Annotated in this window: 13 protein-coding genes and 1 pseudogene; 8 read left to right on the plus strand and 6 right to left on the minus strand. The window is 66.3% G+C overall.

The window, feature by feature from the left end; all coding sequences use genetic code 11:
• Positions 1–31 precede the first annotated feature (31 nt).
• Entirely contained in the window at positions 32–3982 is a 3951-nt protein-coding gene (gene eccCa / locus D474_RS0121475; protein WP_017615550.1) for a type VII secretion protein EccCa, read from the plus strand.
• Between the two features lie 108 nt (positions 3983–4090).
• Here eccCa and D474_RS0121480 read toward each other — a convergent pair whose 3' ends face one another.
• The 4 genes from D474_RS0121480 to D474_RS31950 form a co-directional block, all read right to left on the minus strand.
• Complete coding sequence (locus D474_RS0121480; RefSeq protein WP_017615551.1) at positions 4091–4843, minus strand: hypothetical protein; 753 nt, start codon at positions 4841–4843, stop codon at positions 4091–4093.
• Complete coding sequence (locus D474_RS0121485; protein WP_152476975.1) at positions 4800–5333, minus strand: hypothetical protein; 534 nt, start codon at positions 5331–5333, stop codon at positions 4800–4802. The genes D474_RS0121480 and D474_RS0121485 overlap by 44 nt, the downstream gene beginning before the upstream one ends.
• Positions 5334–5685: 352 nt before the next feature.
• Positions 5686–7209: an outer membrane protein assembly factor BamB family protein gene (locus tag D474_RS0121490; RefSeq protein WP_083931906.1), complete on the minus strand. Its 1524-nt coding sequence runs from the start codon at positions 7207–7209 to the stop codon at positions 5686–5688.
• Between the two features lie 2 nt (positions 7210–7211).
• A complete protein-coding gene (locus D474_RS31950; protein ID WP_152476977.1) occupies positions 7212–9635 on the minus strand; it encodes a TPR repeat region-containing protein in 2424 nt (807 codons plus the stop codon).
• A gap of 2453 nt (positions 9636–12088) precedes the next feature.
• Here D474_RS31950 and D474_RS0121510 point away from each other — a divergent pair.
• The 7 genes and pseudogenes from D474_RS0121510 (at position 12089) to D474_RS0121540 (ending at position 18396) form a co-directional block, all read left to right on the plus strand.
• A complete protein-coding gene (locus tag D474_RS0121510; protein WP_017615557.1) occupies positions 12089–13243 on the plus strand; it encodes a hypothetical protein in 1155 nt (384 codons plus the stop codon).
• A 145-nt stretch (positions 13244–13388) separates the two neighbouring features.
• Positions 13389–13724, plus strand: coding sequence for a hypothetical protein (locus D474_RS0121515; protein ID WP_026118690.1), 336 nt, complete (start codon positions 13389–13391; stop codon positions 13722–13724).
• Between the two features lie 76 nt (positions 13725–13800).
• Positions 13801–14097 carry a WXG100 family type VII secretion target gene (locus D474_RS0121520; protein ID WP_017615559.1) on the plus strand — a complete coding sequence of 99 codons (297 nt, stop codon included), beginning with the start codon at positions 13801–13803 and terminating at the stop codon, positions 14095–14097.
• A 14-nt stretch (positions 14098–14111) separates the two neighbouring features.
• Positions 14112–14422 (plus strand): annotated as a pseudogene (locus D474_RS29590) (hypothetical protein).
• Between the two features lie 57 nt (positions 14423–14479).
• Positions 14480–16810, plus strand: a complete 2331-nt coding sequence (locus tag D474_RS0121530) for a serine/threonine protein kinase (protein WP_017615561.1) — start codon at positions 14480–14482, stop codon at positions 16808–16810.
• Between the two features lie 94 nt (positions 16811–16904).
• On the plus strand, positions 16905–17333 hold the full coding sequence (locus D474_RS29595; protein ID WP_017615562.1) for a GerW family sporulation protein: 429 nt from the start codon (positions 16905–16907) through the stop codon (positions 17331–17333).
• 133 nt (positions 17334–17466) lie between these two features.
• Positions 17467–18396, plus strand: coding sequence for an AEC family transporter (locus D474_RS0121540; protein WP_017615563.1), 930 nt, complete (start codon positions 17467–17469; stop codon positions 18394–18396).
• 71 nt (positions 18397–18467) lie between these two features.
• Here the strand turns inward: D474_RS0121540 and D474_RS0121545 are convergent, their stop codons facing one another.
• Both D474_RS0121545 and D474_RS0121550 read right to left on the minus strand, forming a co-directional pair.
• Positions 18468–20117: an OmpA family protein gene (locus D474_RS0121545; protein ID WP_017615564.1), complete on the minus strand. Its 1650-nt coding sequence runs from the start codon at positions 20115–20117 to the stop codon at positions 18468–18470.
• 289 nt (positions 20118–20406) lie between these two features.
• The coding region (locus D474_RS0121550) for a dihydrolipoamide acetyltransferase family protein (RefSeq protein ID WP_017615565.1) at positions 20407–21181 on the minus strand (775 nt) is incomplete at its 5' end.

The following is a 21181-nucleotide window of genomic DNA, read 5'->3' on the forward strand; positions in this document are numbered from 1 at the left end:
CTCTCCGCTGGTCATCGCGACACCCCCGCAGATGCCGGAGAACTCCCCCACCTCCAGCTCCGGCGCCATGATCATCATGCCGATCATCACCGGCTCGGGTTCCCTGCTGATGTCGATCACCATGGGGCACCGGCCGATCATGGCCGTGGCGGGCGTCATGATCATGATCGCCAGCGTCATCGTCGGCATCGTCATGTTCGTTGCCCAGCACAACGGCCCCCGCAAGCGCATCCGCGAGCAGCGAGAACGGTACATCGACTACCTGGACCAGCTGCGCGAGATCGTGCGCGAGGTCACCTCGACCCAACGGGCGGACCACGCCTTCCGGCATCCACCGCCGCACCTGCTCCTCGAACCCGCCAGGTCGAGAGCGAGGCGGTGGGAGAGGCGCCCCTCCGACCCCGATTTCCTGGACGCACGCATAGGGACGGGCACACGACCGCTGTCCCGGCGTCTCAAGCTGAAATTGGACACCTCCTCACCCCTGATCGTCTACGACCCCGTGTGCCAAGGCGCTGCGGACCAGCTGATCGAGCTGTACGCGGATGTTCCGGAGATGCCGCTGGTCCTGCCGCTGAGCAGGCACGGCGTGATCTCGGTGGTGGGCGACCGTACGGTGAGCCGTTCCATGGCCCGCTCCCTGGTGGCACAGCTGTCCGTCTTCCACTCCCCCAACGACCTGAGGGTCGGCGTGGTCCGTGACGGCCAGCTGCGCCCGCACTGGGAGTGGCTCAAGTGGCTGCCGCACAACACCTTCGACGACGCCCGCGACGGGAGCATGCCCGCGCGCTTCGTCACGGGCAACACCGTCCAGGTGGCCGAGCTGCTCTCCGACGAGATCGAGCAGCGTACCGTCGATCTCCAGCGCCGCCGTGGCCGCCGTCCCGGTCCGGGCACGCAGCGCCTGGTGGTCGTCCTGGACGGGGAGCACCAGTCGACCCTGTCCGGGCTGGAGGCCGAACCACCGGTCACCTCCCTCGCCGACCTGGGGATCCACGTCGTCGTCCTGGTCGCGGACAAGCGTGAGGAGCCCGAGCATGTCGACCTGCGGCTCTTCGTCGACGAGGACGGCAAGCTCGAGGAGGAGACCGATATCGACGGCACCAGCAAGAGCGAGGACACCGATCGGGCCCCGCTCTCCGGCACCGTCGACCGCAGCGACGTCGCCCATCTGACGACCCTGGCCAGGCTCCTGGCGCCCTTCGGTATCACGGCGGCCGACGGGGACGACGCCATGCACGGCAACGTCGGCCTCCCCGAGATCCTCGGGGTGGACGACGTCGCCAGGCTCGACACCCGCCGGACCTGGCGCAAGCGCAGCACCGGCGACTACCTGCGTGTGCCAATCGGTATCGGCCCGAGCGGGAACACGGTGCTCCTGGACCTCAAGGAGTCCGCGTTCGGCGGTATGGGGCCGCACGGCCTCGTGGTCGGCGCGACCGGTTCGGGCAAGTCGGAGATGCTGCGCACCATGGTGGCCTCGCTGGTCATCAACCACTCGCCGGAGAACCTGGCCCTGCTGCTCGTCGACTTCAAGGGCGGCGCGACCTTCGCCGACACCGACCGGCTCCCGCACAGCGCCGGACTCATCACCAACCTCGCCGACGACGACTCCCTGGTGACACGCTTCCGGGAGGCCACCTTCGGTGAGCTCATGCGGCGGCAGCAGATCCTCAAGGAGGCGGGCAACCTCCCCAACCTGCACGCCTACGAGGCCGCCAGGGAGAAGAACCCCGACCTGGAACCCCTGCCCCACCTGCTCATCATCATCGACGAGTTCTCCGAACTGCTGACCGCCCACCCGGATTTCGCCGAGCTGTTCGTGGCGATCGGGCGTATCGGCCGTTCCATCGGGGTCCATCTGCTGCTGGCGACGCAGCGCCTGGAGTCCGGAAAGATCAAGGGCCTGGAGTCGCACCTGTCGTACCGGGTGGGCCTGCGGACCTTCTCCGAGGCCGAGAGCCGCGAGGCCATCGGTGTCGGAGACGCCTACCACCTGCCGCCCGAGCCCGGGTCCGGGTACCTGAAGGTGGACACCTCGGTCTTCGAGCGTTTCAAGGCGGCGATGGTCTCCCACCCGTACGAACCACCGGTCAAGGAGGAGAAGGAGGAACACGAACCCGTGCTCCCCCTGCTCTCCTACAACGGCCTGGAGAAGCTCTCCGGGACCAGCGAACTCGTGGACTCCCTCATCGGCAACCTTCGGGAGAAGAAGGAAGAGGCCGAACAGCCGGAGGAGAAGCGCAGCATCCTGCAGGTGACCGTCGACCAGCTGGTCGCGTCGGGCGCCGAACGGGTCCGGGCCATCTGGGTACCGCCGCTCCCGGAGAAGTTCACGTTCGACTCGGTGCTCGAGGACCTCGGCGAGGGCGACCTCGAGGGGGCGGGCACCGAACCGCCCACCACCGAGATGCGTGCCTTCCTGGGGCTCACCGACATCCCGCGGGATCAGAAGGTCGTGCCGACCGAGCTCGACTTCACCGGCGGCGAGGGCAACGTGGTCGTGCTCGGCGGGCCCCAGTCCGGTAAGTCGACCCTGCTGCGCACCATGGTCGCCTCGCTCGCCTGGCGGTATCCGCCCGGCCGGGTCAGCGTCTACGCGATCGACTTCGGCGGTGGCGGCCTCCAGGCGATGGACGACCTGCCGCACGTGGCGGGCGTGGCCGGACGCGCCGACCCCGAAAAGGTGCAGCGTGTGCTCGTGGACATGCGCGCCCAGTTGGACCGCCGCCAGCGCACGTTCCGCAAGCACAAGCTGGACTCCCCGGCGGCGCTGCGCCAGGCCAGGGCCGACGGCACGGTGCCTGCGAGTGTGCCCGGCGACCTGTTCCTCATCATCGACGGCTGGTCGGCGGTGCGCGACACGTTCGACGAGGCCGACGAGTACCTCATGGACATCGCCTCGCGCGGCCCCTCGCTCGGTGTGCACACGATCCTGACGGGAGCGGCCAACTCGCAGATCCGCACCCGGTTGAAGGCGATGTTCGGCGGCCACTTCGAGCTGCGGCTCAGCGACCCGATGGACTCCTCCATCGGCCGGAAAATCGCTGACGAAGTGCCCAAGGAGACCCCGGGCCGCGGCCTGACGTCGGAGGAGCGACACTCCCACGTGGCGTTGCCCCGTGTCGACGGGGTGGCTTCCGACGACGACATCGCCGGCGGCATCAGGGACCTCATCGCACGTGTGACGGAACGCTGGCCGCAGAAGGCGGTCGAGGGCGTCAAGACCCTTCCCGAGCGGGTGGAGCTCGACGAGCTGCTCAAGGGGCGTCCCGGTCCGCGCGGGCGCCGTCTCGACCTCGTGCTCGGACTGGCGGAAAGCACGCTGGCTCCGGCGACCACGAACCTGGAGAGCGACCCGCACCTGGTCGTCTTCGGGGACCCGCAGTCGGGCAAGACCACTCTCCTGCGCGGGCTGGTCACACAGATCATGCGCCGGCCGTCCAAGGAGATCGGCATCATCATGGTCGACTTCCGCCGCAGCCATCTCGAGTTCGTGCCCGAGGAATACCTCTTGGCCTACTGCACGACAGCGGAGCAGACCGGTGCCGTGGCCAAGAACCTCGCCGGCTCGCTCAAGGAACGGCTGCCGGGGCCGGACGTGACTCCGAAGCAGCTGCGCAACCGCAGCTGGTGGACGGGGTTGGATCTGTACGTGGTCGTGGACGACATGGACATGCTCGGATCCCGGTCGAACCCGCTCGCGCCGCTGGCGCAGTTCATTCCGCAGGGCTCCGATCTGGGCCTGCACGTGATCGCCGCCCGGCGTACGGGCGGTGCGGCCCGGGCCATGTTCGAACCGGTCATGCAGTCGCTGAACGACATGGCCACACCCGGTGTGCTCTTCTCCGGCGACCGCATGGAGGGGCGCCTGGCCAACGGCATCCCCTCGCGTCAGCTGCCCCAGGGCCGGGCGTTGTTGGCCCGGCGCGGGCAGCGTCCGGATCTGCTGCAGACGGGCTGGAGCAAACCGCCCGTCTGATCCGGGAGGCGAACCGGAACGGCGTGGGTGGACCGGAGCGCTCCGGTCCACCCACTTGCCTTCGGAAGGCCGCGCCTGCCGCGTGAGGCCCTGATCGGCCGCGGTGGTTCAGGGTGTGAAGCCGTGGATGCGGCCGTTGTCGGGGTCCATGAGCGCGATCGCCCCGGGCACCTGCTGCAGGTAAGGGCTGGGCTCGGCAGCGAACTCATAAGAAGCGCTCAACCGGGTGTCCCGGTCCGGGACCACATCCACGGGGATCTGCGCAGTCCGCTCACCGCTGTCCCACTCATCGACCGTCAGCACCCGGCGGTCGGAATCATCCGGATCGGACCTGAGCGCGACGAGAGCCTCCTCGGTGGACAACGCCACCGTCTGCCCCGAACCCTGGTTCAGCCCATCGTGATCCACCGTGTGCAGACGCTCGCCCTCGCGGTCGAACAAGTACGCACCTTCACCATCCAGGGCCACGTAACCGTCCCTGGTCAGATCGAGCAGCCCGCCCGACTCCGGCCACAGATCCGAGGCCAACTCCTCACCCGACTCCAGATCCAAAAGACGCCCCTGCTCCTCCGGATACAGACGCAACGCCACCGAGTCTTCTCCGACCGTGAACGTCGGATCGGGATAACGGGTCACATCACCGATCGGCCAGTCGTGCTCCCACAACGTTTCACCCGTACCGGCATCCACACCGGCAATCCGGTACGTGTGCATGGCATTCGGGATGTCCGAGGCCCAGAAGAATCCGAGGACCAAAGTCGACCCGGAGATGAATGACTGCCCGTAGTAAGCGTTCGCCTCGGTGATGCCGGGACTCTCAGTACGGAACGTATCGTCGGTGGGTCCAGAGGACCGAGTCATCGGTCAAAGAGCGCGCCTCCACGCTCCACGGCCCGAAACTGACCAGGCGAGCATCATCGGTGACGTGGCGAACCTCTGCTGCGGAGAGGTCGAGCACCGATCCCTCAGGGCTGACGGTCGGATTGTTGTGGGATCTGGGCCTCGGGCCGGCCTCGACGATCTGCCCGTCGAGTAGTTCGCCCGTCTCGGTGTCCAGCACCACCAGGTCCCGCAGATCATCCAGATCTTTCGACGGCGCTTCGGCCTCCTCCAGCTCGTCCTCGTCCACTTCGAAAGACAAGACGAGACGGTCCTCATCAGGCGTGGTGGACAGGCTGATGAGCCTGGCGTCGTCACGGCGGTAGTGCCAGGTCTGCTCCCCGGTCGCCCCGTCCAGAGCAACGGCCCCGTCGCCCAACTGAACCACCAGACCAGAAGGGATCGACAGAAAAGAGGAAGCCTCGGCACCCTCAGGGGGATCCCACTCCCACGCCTGCTCCTGCACGCTCACCGGGACATCAACCGGGTCCAAGGGGTCAGTGGTGGCATGATCAGCGCCCCAGGGCACACCCCGGACCAACCCGACAGCCGCGACCACAACGAGGACCGTCCCGATAGCGGCCATGACCCACAAAGCCCGCCTGTTCCGCCAACCGCGCCCGTCACGGACAGCGGCATTCGATGCTCTGGGCACTGTCCTCCCCTCGTACGTATTGGTCTCTGTCGCGTGACCCTCTGGGCTCACGGAAGAGCGCCTGACCCGCGGCGGCGCGGCTGGCCCGACGCCGGCAGCCCGCCGTTCTTCTGCAGGCGTGCCACAGACGGTCTCCCGCCGCGCGAAGTCTGCCGCGCGCTCACGTGGATCAGGTCAGGCCGGTGATACTGCGCGCCGTTCCCTCCTCACCCCCACGCCGGGGGAAACCGTCCAGAACCACCAGCGCCCCGGGCACCGTATGCAGGAACGGAGAACGCTCCACCACACGGTGCGAGAGATCGTGAACGCTCGTTTCCACGATCTGGGAGTAGGTCATGCCGTCCAGGGGGATCGATGCCGACTCCTCGCCGCTCTCGCGGTCGATCACCCTGGCGACCGCTTCTTGGGGACTTTCCATACCGTCGTCCTGCGGGTAATTCGCATAGAGACCGATGACCGCCTCAGGTGTGGCGGCGACCTGGGCCAACTCCCAACCCCCTTGGCTCGTGGGAAGCCGCACTTCGTCAACTTCCCTGCCCTCATGGTCCAGGTACTTGGGAATCCCGCGTGTGACGACGTAGCTGTCCTCGAACAGTCCGATCACCTGCCCCTCGCCCCACAGATCGGAGATGCGCTCCTCACCCGTATCCACATCCAGCGCCCAACCCGGCCCACCGAATCCGAGTTTGACCGCGACCACATCAGGGTTGTCCGGACTCACACTCAAAGTCGGCGCGTAAAGCGGGATCGAGCTGCTGCTGTACACGTCTTGGACGGTGTAGTCCCAGGTGTGCTCCCACCGCACCCGCCCGGTATCGGCCTCCAGCGCCACCAACCCCGCCGAGAACTCCCCCGACTCACTGGTCTCCCCCGACTCAGTGCGGTGGTAATGCGACAGGAACACGGTCTCGCCCGTGGTCAGAACCTGCCCCGCATAGCTCTGCTCCACATCCTGGGGCAGCTCCTGCTCATGGGCCCACAGCACCTCATCATCGCTTTCCAAGGAACGGGCACGCAGAGTCAGACCGTCCTCGGTATCCAGAACCAAACGAGCATCATCCGTGAGCTGACCGGCCCCCACCGCAGCAGGAGCGAACGAGTCCTCATAGACCAGCCCATCAGAACCCACGTCCTCCCGAGGAATCTCCCGCTCAGCCACGACCTCACCGGTACCGGCCTCCAGAACCACCAACTCCCTCGGACCGGCCTCGACCCCCTCATCCCCCTCAGGGACATCCTCTTCCGAGCTGTCCTCGCCATCCTCGTCCTCGTCGGGCTGCTCATCAAAAGCCAGAGCCATGACATCCCCGCCAGGGCTCACCCCGGCAGACGACAACACAAACCCCTCACGCCGGTAGTGCCACAGCTGCTCCCCGCTCGACCCGTCCACAGCAAACACACCGTCCTCAACCTCAGCGGCCAACCCGAACGGCAACGTGTGGGTCTCGAGAATCTCCTCTTCCTCAGGCGCACTCCAGGTCCAAGAAGCCTCACTGACCGTGGACGGGAACTCATACGGACCGGCAGACCCATCAGCCGTCGAACGGTCCGGGAACTCCACCACCCACAACACAGCCACCACCACAACGAGCACAAGAACGGCCGCGCCGGCCACGAAGAACCAACGGACTCTGCGACTCCAAGACGACACCCCGGACTCAGCACCACCAGGTGACATCACTTCATTGTTCATTTTTATTCTTCTGCCGCATAGAACCCGAATTGCTCAGCATACACATTGACATAATCGTTGGATGTGTGGAATTCTTCCCCCCGCTCCCCAATCTCGCCAGAAACGTCCGCTTCCTTTTGCTCCTCCGTCCTGTCATCGGGCCATTCCCGGTTTCCAACATGACTCCATGAATCATTGAGCGGCCCTTGAGATGGCCGCCCATACTTTTCCTCAAATTCCTGCCCGTATTCTTCAGCCTCATCTTCACCGTATTCTTCCCAATCTCGTGGGTTCATATTCACATTACCGTCGCCATCCATAATTCGCGGATCCATCAGATCCTCATAACCCTCACCCCGACCTGAGAGAGCATCCAGTGCGTGCAATTGAGCACGCTCATATACGAAGGCATCACGAGGGAGATTATCTGGCTCGTCAGGGTCCTCCTCATCCTGATGGAAAATTTCACTACCTAGGTCTCCGGCAACTGCAGATAGCTGAGGATTCGGATTATACGAATTAACTAGACCTAGAATTAGATCCTTCCGTGAGTTTTCCTCATCAACTTGATCATTATGATTTTCGATTCGAGTACTGGCCTCACTCGACACACCGGCGTCGACTATATTCCAAAGCGTTCCTGCACTTTGAGCCAGATCGACCCGCGGCTCTCCATCAAACGAAGACATATACTCATCCAAATTTTTCTCGTTGTAATCAATAGTGGAAGAGAACATTTGGCTCGCAGCCTCTTCGTCGCCTGCAATGAGGCTGGCAAAATTCTTTCTTGACTCAAGATCAAGAAGCGCCTCCCCATTTTTGAACTTGCTCTCGAATTTTGGCTCCGCACCCCCGGCCTCTACGCCTTCAGTGCTAGCAAATGACTCAATATGGGCGTCAAAGATGTCAGCGAATCCACCAGCGATTTCTGGGTTGAGATGCCCCATTGAGACATTCTTCCAGTCAATTTCTTCCGTTACTGGCTTGCCTTCATCATCCAGTGTTGTTGTCGTCCCTTCTTGCTCATGCCCTGTTCCTTGCAGACGCGCCTGCATAGTTTCACTGGAAACGGTCTCCACGAGGCCGACCAAGGCCTCACGAGAGCGTTCAGGTTCATCCGGATGTTGGCTGTTCTCGCCTTCTGCAATCCAGTTCGTCAGGCCGGCAGCAGCACGCCCATCGTCATCCCAGTCAAAAGCATAGAGATCGCTGAGAATCTCTGCACGATTCCGACCGTTGTATTGGCCACCCTCCGTCAGAAGCTCGTGGTTGGCGACTTCATTGGCGGAGGAGAAATCGAGCAGGGTCGACATGGTCGAATTTTCCTGCTCATTCGGTTGGTAAGTGATATTGAGCTGGTTCCTGTCATGCTCGCTTGGGAGTGCGCCAGCAACCTCACTCACAGCCGAGGTGAGTTTGAGCGATGTCTCCTCACCCAGTTCCATGGGCGAGCCATTGGGATGACGTGCTTTGTCCAGGAGGTAAGTCAATGCTTCGGCTTCCTCAAGCCAAGTCCCGTAACCGGCACCCGAGCGCCGCGGGCCGCCGGTGAAGTAGCCTTCGCCTTCGCGGACACCTTCGGAAAGGTTGCGGACGCTTTCAGGAAGCCGCTCGTGCCCACCACCAGTTTTCTCATGGGATACCCCTACCATTGCCATGCCGAGCATGGCAGCGATTTCACCACGGTACCCTTCGCTTTCATCATGAACCTGAAGTGATTCGGGCACCCCCAGGAGAATTTCATCAGTGCCTTCCAGCACAGCCTCCAGGAAGTCCAACTCACCATCGGAGAGCTCTTTCCCGTCCTCGGCAGCCTGCGCTGCTCGTTGGGCCAATTCGTGGGCGGCGTCATGCAGTTCTTCGTAGTCCCCGCCGAAGTTCCCCTCGCGAATGCGCCCCGCAAGGTCTTCGCCACCCTCAGCGTCGTAGGGGTAGTATTCGAAGTCGCCTGTTATAGCGAACGGGGCAAATCCCAGATGGCCACCCTCGATGAGTTTTCGGACCGTCTCAGGGGTCGGACCTTCACTTAGCATGGTTTCGCAGGAGTCTGCATCTCTTTCCAGTTGTTCGTATGCGGCGCTCGCTGCTTCGATCTGTTCCGACCCCGCATCATCATCGGAGTCCTCTGCGTTTTTCACAGCCTCGTCGTACTCGTCGCGCAGATCTTCGATCTTGTCTCGATATGCCCTGATGGCCTCGATCCATGCGTCAATGACTCCGTGCGCGCACGTGCACGCCATCATGGCGGCTGCCCATGCTTCCTGGTTCTCGGAAGCGACCGACTTAATGTCATCACTGATGAGCTCAGTGAAACTCGTCGCCGTGGTGTTGACAATGTCGTCGTACTCGACAGTGTCGCCCCGGAGTTTCGTATAGATCCGGTTCAGATCCATCCGAGCCGAGATCAATGATCCGATATTCGCGTCGTCCTGAGGTTCGATTGCCATGGCCTGTCCCTAAATCACATTCTAGTAGGCACTCACGTTGGGGTCGTTTACAGGACGGGAGAGCTCGTCACCACTGGCCGAAATCTCGTCACCCGAATCCTGGTCGTTGCGCGAGATCTCTTCTGCCCCGGACTGGGTGTTCTCTGCGAGGCCCCGGCACTGATCCTCGACATCACGGATACTGTCCGCATGATCATTGGAATAGGCGCTCCATCCTCCGACCCCTGGCTCTTTTCCAGCTGCCGCTTTCGCGTCGGATATAGCCTCTTCGAAGTCAACAGATGTTCCGATGATTCTCTCCGCGGCAAGCTCAGCCGAGCGACCTCCGGAATGAGCTTCTTCTGTGTCCGCTCCGGTTCCTTGCCCCATTATTCACTCCAAGTTTTCAACAGGGTTTCACTTATTCACTCCAACCCCGCCCGAGGAAAGAGTTTCATCTATGGCATGCATGTTATTCTAAGATCGGGGTATGCCACCTTCACGGGCTCGGTTCGCATCGTTATGCACTTCTTATGCGAGAGCCCCGTGCTACCAACGGAGCTCCTCCTTCGGACCTAGAATTCTGGGTTGAGTTGCTGCACCTGAACGTAGTTATGGCAGGGGGATNTCCAAGGCCACGACGGCGCCGGGGACGGCTTGGAGGTAGCGGGGTTGCTCGGCCGCCTGCTCAGAGGGGGCGGAACCGTCGCCATGGTCCGATGATGCGCTGAGCGTGGTCCCGAACGACGCGGTCTGTTCCCCGTCATCCCAGGAATAGGAGGTGACCAGAGCCTCTTCGGAGGGGTCCGGCCCGGCGTGAACGGCGATGAGGGACTCGGGAGTGGCGAGAGTGTAGGCCCTGGCGTGTCCACCGTCGTGGTCGGGAAGCTCCACCTCCCGTCGGGAATCACCGTCGAGTTCGTGGTAAGTGAATGTGGTGGTGACACCCTGGGGCCTGGAGGTGTGGCTGACGTATCCGTCATCCATCACAGCAAGCAGCCCCCCGTCCTCGGGCCAGAGGTCAGTGGCCAACTCCTCGCCGGTCTCCAGGTCCAGCAGCAGACCAGAGTGTTCCGGACGGAACTTGACGGCCACCTCACCTCCCGAGGGAGAAGCACTCAAGGTCGGATCATGCCCATCGTGGAGCTTGCCGATCTCCCACGACTCCTGCCACAAGACTTCCCCGCTCTCGGCGCGGAGTGCGGTCAGGTCGAACACGAGGTCCCAGCTACCCGGAGCATCGGCATGCACATTGGAGGCCAGCACCACGTCGTCGGCCACCAGCAGTTGGCCCGGGTACATCTTCCCCCCATCCTCCAGGCTCTCCCCAGGTGAATCCACGGCCTCGTCGTCGCTCCACACCACCTCGTCACTGTCCAGGTCCCTGGCCTGTACATCGAAGCCACTGTCGAGTTCGTAGACGACGCGTGCGTTTTCGGTGAGGTGGTGGACCCCGGTCTGTGGCGCACCGATGTTCGACGTGGGCGGCCCGATGTCCGGGTTGCGCTCATAACCCTGCCGATCAGGCCGTTGCTCGATCTGATGCTCAGCAGCGATCTCACCCGTGTCCGCATCCAGGACGACCTGATCCCAGTAAGCGGGTGCGTCCTCTCCGTCTTCGTCTGCGTCCGACGCTTCCTCGCTCGCATCTGGTTCGAACGCCAGGGCGAGAAGATCGCCGCCCGGGGTCACGGAGGCCGAGGCCACTGTGGCGTCGGGCCGGCGATAGTGCCAGACCTCTTCTCCTGAGGTGCCGTCGATGGCGACGACACCGTCCTCGAGTTCGACGCCCGCCCCGAAAGGCAGCACGTGCATGTCGGTGACCGTGCTGCCCTCAGGAGCGTCCCAGGTCCACGACTCATCCGAGACGCTCGTCAGGGTGGCGTGGGCATCCACGGCAGCCTCGGCCGGCTCGTGGTCAGGTCCCACCGGGTCTTCTTCGCCCCTGAAAGCTAAGACACCGCCTCCGACGGCCAGAATGAGCGCGGCGGCAGCGACACCGGCCACGAAGAACCAACGGGCCCTGCGGCGGGACGGGCCAGGGGGCGCGGCACCATCGGACACTGGGAGACTCCTCGGAGGAAACTGCGACAAGCTCGACCAGTGTCACAGACCGGCTCCGAGCGCGCGCAGTCGATACTGACACCTCGACCTCGAGGCGTTCCACGACAGTGCGGGAAATGAGACCCGGACCACACTCGGCGATGCCTCTACCTGAGAAATTGCCGTTCTGCCTGCCCTTCGGGACCGTTGGCCGGAATCGGCCAACCTGCATCGACAGAAGGGCGACCGAACCGATACCGAGACGCCACTGACGAGCGGAACTGCCCTTCTGTCCTGCACGAACGCTTCAGGGCTTGCGTTATGCGACGTCCTCGTGTGTCCCTGTTCGGCCGGATCGAACCATAACCTTTCAGGGGGAGTCAGAACCCCCGTCACAGTTTTCCCTCGCCTCCCCCGAAAGGTGGTCCTGCATGCGGCGCCCTCTCGCCCTGCTCTCGGTAGTGTGCGTGCTCACTGCAGCCGCGTGCACCGAGACCGGCGACGACGGCGACGAGGCCCCCGAGACCGTTGACGACCTCGCGGACGAAGGCCCTTCCGGCGTTGCGCTGGTGCACCGTGGCCACGAGGGCGGGGACCCCGAGACCGACCAGGTCCTGGTCTTCCACGACCCGGAGACCGGACAGCCCGAGCAACACTTCGACCTGCCGGAGAGTGCCGTCGACGCCATGGCGGAGGCGCCACAGGTGCACGCCCAGTTCTCCGAGGACTGGATGGTGTTCGTGTACGCGACGGAGGAACCCAACGCCGTGCACGTCGCGATGCTGACCGACGGCGAGGACGCAGAGGGCTCGGCGTCGGAGGAGGATGAAGACGAGGAGCGCGGGCCACAGTTCAGCTACGAACCCGTGGAATCCGTCCCGCCGGCCAACGGTGAGGTGCTCTCACACCCGGTCGTGCACGAGGAGCGGGTCTGGTACGTCTCGGACAACCCCGAGGACCCCAACCCGCCTCAGGTGCTCTCGGTACCCCTGGAGGCCCCGACCGGGACCCCCAACCAGGAGGGGACACTCGCACTCGGCGAGAATCAGGCCCCCAGCGATTGGGCCCTGACCCCGGAAGGCGCCCTCCACATCCGCGACAGCGTCCAGACCGAGCAGCTCGACGGCGGCAGCCTGGTCGTACGGCGCACCGGCGACACGGTCGTCAACGCCACGCTGACCACGAACGGCGAACAGTGGCAGACCTTCGACGGTGCTGCGGTCTGGGGAGGGGACACCGCCCTGCTGCGCCCCGATCCGCCCGAAGGCGGCGGCGAACCCCCGCAGGGCGCTTATCTCGTGGAGGTCGACGGACAGAACTATGAGGAGACCCGCCTGCTCGAGGACGAGTCCGGTGCAGTGGTGCAGTACGCCCTGACACCCGAACGCGATGCCGCCCTGCTCCAGACCGAGGAGCAGTGGTTCCGCGTCGACCTCGACGACTCCGGCGGGGTCGAGTCCACCGAGGAGGCGTTTCCCGCTCTGCACGACGCATCCATGAACGGTTGGCCGCTCGCCGTACGGTGGGTGCAGGATCCGGTCCCCGTGGATCCGAGCAGCGCCCCCTCCCCCGAGGGCCAGACGTAGGCGCGATAATGGCCCCTCCCGTGAACCCGGATCCACAATTGACGCCCCTCGACCGATCTGACTATCGTCCCTGATGCCAACATCGGAATATTCGTTCCTCGCACCCCAATGAGCAAGGAACGTTCCCCCATCCAGAAAGGAAGCCATGAGCGGAACAGGTCTTGAAAATCTTGATTCACTTTCCTCCGGCGCGGAGCAGCTCTCGCTCGAGTCGGACTCGATCCGGGAGCAGATGAGCCAGCTCATCGACGACATGAGCGAGGACGCCAAGGTCCTCCAGGGCAGTGCGCTCAAGGAGTTCAACGACGCGAAGTCGTCGCTCACCGAACGGTTCGAGGAGCTCATGTCCTGGTGCTCGCAGAACGGCATCAAGCTGAACGAGGGCCAGGGCCAGTTCAACGCCGCTGACCAGGACTCCAGCGACGTCCTCGGGCAGTCGGCCGGAGACCTCGGGGGCCTCAGCCGGCCGCCCAACGGCTGAACCGACCGCTCCGGTCCCCGCCCACGGCGCATGCGCGTCGTGAGTCCGATCTCCCCTCCCAGGAAAGGGTCTTTCCATGGCCGCCAGCAACCACGACGTCTACGGCGATGCGGCCGGCCTGCAGGGCCTCGCAGAAGACCAGCAGGCGCATCTCGGTCGCTTCACCGCAATCATGAGCCAGATCAACGAACAGTCGGAAACGACTGTCAGCCAGTGGGAAGGCTCCGGCAGTCCCCAGTTCCAGGCCAAGGCCCAGGAATTCGACACTCATTTCTCCGACGTCAACTCGGCGTTCGCCAAGCTGATCAACGCGACCAATGACACCGCCGACAACTACAACAAGCTCAACCGGTTCCTCGACGGGTTGTTCTAGTAGGCTCGATGGCGATGTCCACCCAGACCCCCGCACCGGCTCAGGCAGATTCGGAGTCCCAGCTGCCGGAGGCGTTCCACTACACGCCTGACGAGGAGAAGTACGTCCTCCAGGCCGACGCGCTCCGGCACCGCCAACTCCGGTCTGCCCTGCTGTACGGCTCCAGCCGCNCATCATCACCGCGCTCGTGTGCGGGATCATCGCCCTCGTCGGCGCCTTCGAACGGCAGCAGGAGGTGAACGAGGAGCGCGGGATCGGACAGTTCCGGCAACAGTCGGTCCAGGTCCTGCCCCCCGATTCCCCCCTGCTGTCGAACACTCTCTGACGGCTCCCACGTCAGAGCCACCATCCCTTTCCACCACGAACAGGGGGTCGACCTCGCATGTCCGGCTCCGCTCCCGAGGCAGAGTGGGCACCCGGGTACACCGCTTCTGCGCTCCTGCGGCAGGGACGCCGTGCCCGTATCATCCGTGCCACTCGTGTCACCAGCGGCGCCGAGGTCGTGCTCAAGGTTCTGCCGCCCGAACTCGGCAGGGCCGAGGTCGCCCACCTGCGGTCACTGGACGGTGTGCCCGGAGCGATGCCCCTGCTCGACGCGGGAACCGCCTCCGACGGCGCGTTCTTCGTCGTACAGCCCTTCTACCCGGACGGTTCGTTCGGGGAGATGCTGGCCAAGAAGGGCCCCGCTCCCATCCAGGAGGCCGCGGCGGTGTCCCGCAGTGTCGCGGCTGCCCTGGGCGCCATGCACAGCCGGGGCTTCGTCCACAACGATGTGTGCCCCGGCAACGTGCTCCGCGCGGGACGCACACCCGTTCTCACCGGGTTCGGCGCCGTCCACAGAACGGGGGAGGCCCTGCCTCCGCCTCCCCCCTCCATGGAGTCCTTCCTCCACTCGCCCCCCGAGGCACTGCGGGGTGAACCCCGTACGCCTGCCTCGGACGTGTACCAACTCGCCTCCACCGTCTGGACCATGCTCGTGGGCAGGGCACCGTTCGCGTCCGCGGACGGCAGCCCCTTCGACCCTCGGGAGTACGCCGGCCGGGTGCTGCAGGACGAACCGGACCCTGTGCGCAGGTCCGACATCTCGCGCAGCCTCCGTCGAGTGCTCACCCGCGCGCTGTCCAAGACCCCCGAGAACCGTTACCCGACCCCCGCGGAGTTCGCGACCGCCTTCGAGCGGGCCCGCACCGGTCGAACGGTTCCGTCCCCGGCGCCCCAGGACGTGCCGTCCGAGGCCGCTCCTTCGGGGCCACAGGTCCCGCCCACCTCGGCCCCGGCGCCCCACGCAACGCCTTCCGGTCCTCAGGTGCCGTTCGGCCACGCCCCCTCAGGGCCACAGACTCCCCACGCCCCCGCGCCCTCGGGCCCGCAGCCGCCCCACGGCGCGCCCCCGTCCGGACCCCAGACACCCCACAGCACACTCCCGTCGGGACCGCAGACACCCCACAGCGCACCCCCGTCGGGACCCCAGACGCCGCACAGCACGCCCCCGTCGGGACCGCAGACACCCCATGGCGCGCCCCCATCGGGCCCCCAGAACCCGCCTGCGCAGTTCCCCTCCGGCCCGCAGGTTCCGCCGGCAGGCTTCCCGCCCCGGGCACCTTCAGGCGCTCAGGAGCCCTTCGGGGAGCAGCCTGCTCCGCCTGCTCCGGAGCACCCGGAGAGCCCTCCGCCCTCGGACGCCTCCGCCTCCGTGCCTTCCACGCACGAGGAGACCGGTCGGGTTCCCGAAACCACCGGTGAGCCCTACTCCGCCTCCACCCAGAAACCCTGGTTCGAGGAAACGGCGCCGGCTTCGGACGGTCCCCCGGACGAGAACGCGGCGGGCCGCCCCCGAGAGCGCGCGCTCCCGACACCCGAAGAGCGCGAACGCCAGGGCGCCGTGCCCGAGAACGTGCCCAACGGCACGGCCGACCTCATGATGGCCAAGCTCCGCGGCGAGGAGATCTCACCGCTGCTGGCATGGTCCCGGCTGGAAGGCTGGCGTGGTGACACGGACTCCTCCTACCTGCCTGTCGAGGAGGGCCAGGAGAAGCAGGACGACGTGTGGGAATCGCTGGAGGCCACCCCGAACGATCTCCCGCGCTGGCGACAGCAGATGCACATCGCCGTCGCCGTGTGCGGCACACTCGTGGCCACCGTGATCGCCAGCTCCTTCGCCGCGACGAACAGCTCGGGCCCGATGATCGCGGCCGCAGAGACCTCCGACGCGGAGGAGGCCGGCGACTCGGCAGAGGGCGGAGAGGACGCACAGGACACCACCGACGCGGAACCCGTCGAACCTTCGCCACCGCCCGAGGTGGACGAACCCGATGGCGTCGTTCTGGAGGACACGGTCAGCGCCGTCACGCTCAACTGGACAGACAACAGCGGCGGGACCGCGGACTACTTCGTGCTCGGCGGGTTGCAGAGCCAGGAGCCCGAGACCCTTGCGCGAACCGGGCCCGGAGCAGAGACTGCGCAGGTCAACACACCGAACGAGTCCGCGGAGTACTGCTTCACGGTGATCGCTGTCGAGGGGGCTGCCGCCCCTTCGGACGAGGTCTGCACCACGCGGGCGGCCGACCGGGCCGAGGCCGAGCGCCAGGCGGAGGAGGAAGCCGAAGAGGAAGCCGAGGAAGAGGACGAGGACGACGCAGCCGACGAGGAGGCCGAGAACGACACCTCCGGCTCCGGCGGCGGTTCAGGTTCCTCGGGCGGATCGGGCGACTGACCGGTAACGGACACACCGGACGCAGGGGCGTCACGGCGTATGGTTGCGGCTATAGCGTGACATCGGCTGACCGTGCTTCCCGAAAGGATCGCTCATGTCCGACCAGACCAGCCCCACGTTGTCCGTCCTCGGCCGTTTCGTCGACGGGGTCCGCGAGACCGCGCGGGCGGCAACGGTGTTCGGCGAACCGGTGTCCTCGGGCGGGACGACGGTGATCCCGGTGGCCCGGGTCGGGTTCATCGGTTCCCTGGGCGGCGGGGTGAGCCGCGCGATGATGCTCGGCGGCGACGGCGCGGGCGGGGTCGGCGTCACGCGGGCCCGGCCGTCGGGGTTCATCGTGCTCGACGGTGAGGGCGCGGAGTTCCGCGCGATCCGCCAGCCGGCGACCAGGCTCGCGCTGCCCTTGGCGGCGATCACGGCGGTGGCGGTCACGCGCATCGTGTCGGTGTCGGTGCGGGAGGCGCGGCGGCGCAAGAAGCTCGAGGTGCAGCGGGCCGAGAAGGAGTCCGTCGTCGAGGACTGAGCGCCCAGTTTCCGTCGAGGGGCCGGTGCCGTTGGTGTCGGCCCCTCCTTGTGTGACCCGGGCCGTATCGGCCCTGACCGGCGTCGGATAGCGTGCTCCCGCTGTTGGCACGTGCAAACGACGGGGGCGGCTCTTGTCCGGGGTCATCGTGGGGTTCGGGGTCATCGCGAGCATCGTGGCGGTGGGCTACCTGCTCGGGCGGTGGCCGGTGCTGGGGCCGCACGCGCGGGAGGTGCTCGGGCGCCTCGCGTTCTACGTGGCGAGCCCGGCGCTGTTGTTCACGCTGTTGGTCGATACCGATCTGTCCCTGATGGTGTCGGGCCCGGTCGTGGTCAGCCTGCTGAGCGTGTTCGCGGTCGCGTCGGTGTTCCTCGTGGTGGGCCTGGTGCGGCGCTGGGGCGTGGGACCCACGACGGCGGGCACGCTCGCGTCGAGCTACGTCAACGCCGGGAACCTGGGGCTGCCGGTGGCGGCGTACGTGTTGGGCGACGCGACGCTGGTGGCGCCGATCCTATTGCTGCAGTTGTTGGTGCTGGCGCCGGTGGGGTTGACGGTGCTGGACCTGAACCGGGGCGAGGTGCGCGGCCTGGGCCCGGTTGTACGGCGGTCGTTGGGGACCCCGGTGCGCAACCCGATCCTCATCGGGTCGTTGGCCGGTGTGGCGGTGTCGGCGTCGGGGTGGACCCCGCCGGGCCCGCTGATGGAGCCGTTCGAGCTGGTCGGGGCGATGGCGGTCCCGTCGATGCTGTTGGCGTTCGGCATATCGCTCAACGGCAGCCGGATGCCGGGCCGCGGCCCCGAGAAGGCGCCGATGTTCCTGGCCGTGGCGTTGAAGTCGCTGGTGCAGCCGGCGGTTGCGTGGGCGCTGGGGGCGTGGGTGTTCGCTCTCGAGGGTGCGGACCTGTTCTCGGTGGTGGTGCTGGCGGCACTGCCGACGGCGCAGAACGTGTTCAACTACGCGACGATGTACCGCACGTCCGAGGCGATGGTGCGGGAGGTCGTACTGGTGACGACGTTCCTGACGGTGCCGGTACTGCTCGGGGTGACCCTGCTCCTGGGGTGAGGCCTGCGCATGCGTCGGGCCCCAGCGGACGTCGGGCCCGCCCCCTGGAGGACGGGCCCGTGCTCGGAACCCTAGTTGTTGAAGGGCACACCCTCGACCTCGCCGAACGGGCCGGCGCGCAGGGTCATGTCGGCGACCTCGGCCGGCGGGGCGGAGAAGACGACGATGAGCTGGTAGGTGTTGCCCGGCTGCATCTCGTGCACCTCGTCGGCGAACGGCCCCATGTCGTCCTCACCGAACTGGAAGTAGGTGATGTACCGGGCCAGGTCGCTGTCGGGCTCCAGGAGCTGGAACCCGCCCAGGGTCCCGTCGGTGAAGTCCGCGGGCGCGCCCGGGAGCACACCGTCGTCGCCGGTCAGGTCCGGGGTGACCGGGTCGTCGCTGGTGTTGGTCAGCGAGACGGTGCTGATGACGTAGGCACCGTCGCGCACCAGGGGGTGGACCTCGAGCTCGACGTCCTCGTAGGTCTCGGTGGCCACGACCTCGGCGTCGGCCTCCTCGACGAAGTCGGCGGGCGGGAACACGTTGCGGTCGCTGGAACCGAGCACGCCATCGTCGCGTTCGGCGGACTGGCCGTCGATGTCGGCGGTGTCGACGGGGTACTCGAACTCGACGCGGCGGTTGCGGGCACGGGCCTCGTCGTCGTCGGATCCGCCCTCCTCGGCGACGGGTTCGTCGGCGCCGCGGCCCTCGAGATCGAAGGCGTGGTCGCTGCCGAGCTCTTCCTCGAGCACGTCGCGTACGGTCTCGGCGCGCTCCTCCGACAGGGTCTCGTTGTAGTCGTCGGTTCCCTTGCCGTCGGTGTGGCCGATGACAGTGATCTCGCGCTGTTCGGGGTCGATGTTGTTGGCGACGGAGGAGGCGGCCTCTCGCACGATCTCCTCGGCCTCGTCGGTGAGCTCGGCCTCGTCGAACTCGAACATCACGTCGGCCTTGAGCGCAACGGTCTCCTTGTCGCCGTCCCGTGTGGTCGAGGTCGTCTCGGAGTCGACGAAGCTCTCCAGACCGCCGGTGAACTCCACCTGGTCGCCGTCGGGGCGGCGGTTGTCGAACTCGAGCACGTCGCCCGCCTCGGGGACGGGGTCGCCGGGGCCACCGGTCATCTCGGCGCCGTCGGGGTCCTCGGGGTCGGCCTGTTCCTCGTCGACGTCCTGGACGGGGATGCCGGTCATGGCGCCCAGGCCGCTGCCGACATAGGTGAGTTCGGTGACGTCATCGGCGAAGCGCGGGAAGTAGAGGCGGTGGACGTTGGTGGCGTCGGTCTCGACGGGGAACATGTCGTCGGTGCGCGGGGGCACGGAACCGTAGGGCACGTCGTTGCCGTCCTGCAGCGGGCCGGCGGTCGCCCCGCTGACCGGGTCGACGAGGATCGGCGGCAGCCCGAGGGTGGTGTTGTTGCCGGTCAGGGGCGCGCGGATGGTCGACTCGTAGTGGAGCACCATGTAGTCATCGGTGCGTTCAAGGCCGGTTATGGAGAAGGTGGTCGGCACGTCCTGGCCGGTGTCCAGGAACACCGGTCCCTCGCGGGTGTAGGGGAAATCGGCCTCGACCTCCTCCTCGCGGGGTTCCTCGACGGTCTCCGCCGAGTTATCGGTGTCGGGGCGCTCCCGGTCTCCGGTGAGGTCACGGACCACGCCGCAGCTGGTCAGCGCCGTGGCCGCGGCAAGGACAGCGGCGGTCACCACCAGGCCGCGGCCGGTTCGGGGGGCTTCGGGGGACATGTGGGGCCTTCCTCGCGATCGTCGTGATGCGCGGTAGGACTCCACTCCGCCGGTTTCGGTTCCGGTCGTTGCCGTCCGGTCCGGGTTCCGGTCCGGTTTCGGCCACCGGGTGAACCTCGATCCGGGGCAGGTGCGGCGGTTCAGGTGTCGTCGGCCCGCCAGAGGGCAGAACTCCGTCGAGGGCCTGTCCCCCTCCCCCTTTGGGGGACGGGTCCGCCTCGCGGGAAGGGCCCGGACTCCACGGTCGGTGGTGTCCGGGCCCCCACTCGTGCCGGGCGCCTGCGCCGGGTCAGCCCCAGGCCAGAGCGGTCAACTCCGGGTCCTCCAGGGCCGTGCCGATGTCGCGCAGCACCTTCGAGCCGAGCTCACCGTCGACGAGCCTGTGGTCGAAGGAGAGCGCGAGGGTTGTCACCTTGCGCACGGCCAGTTCGCCCTCGTGCACCCACGGCATGTCGCGGATCTGACCGAAGGCGAGGATCGCCGCTTCCCCGGGGTTGATGATCGGGGTTCCGGCATCCACCCCGAACACCCCGACGTTGGTGATGGTGATGGTGCCGCCGGACAGGTCGGCCGGGCTGGTCCTGCCCTCGCGCGCCGTGTCGGTGAGCCCCTTGAGGGAGGCGGCGAGCTCGGGCAGGGCCTGGGCCTGGGCCTCCTTGATGTTGGGCACGACGAGCCCGCGGTCGGTGGCGGCCGCGATACCGAGGTTCACGTAGTCCTTGATCACGATCTCCTGGTTGGCCTCGTCCCAGGAGGAGTTGATCTCGGGGTGGCGGCGCACCGCCATGAGCAGGGACTTGGCCACCAGCAGCAGCGGCGACACCTTGATGTCGGCGAAGTCGGGGCGTTCGCGCAGCCGCTCGACCGCGTTCATCGTCCCGCTGATGTCGATCTGCAGGAACTCGGTGACGTGCGGCGCGGTGAAGGCGCTGTTCACCATGGCCGCGGCGGTGTGCTTGCGCACGCCCTTGACGGGGATGCGGCGCTCGCGGGCGCTGCGGTCCCCTGCGGCCGGCACGCCCTGGGCGGCCGGTGCGGCGGTCTCCGGTGCGGCTGCGGCGGGG

The sequence above is a fragment of the Nocardiopsis salina YIM 90010 genome, from assembly GCF_000341025.1.
Lineage (GTDB): Bacteria > Actinomycetota > Actinomycetes > Streptosporangiales > Streptosporangiaceae > Nocardiopsis > Nocardiopsis salina.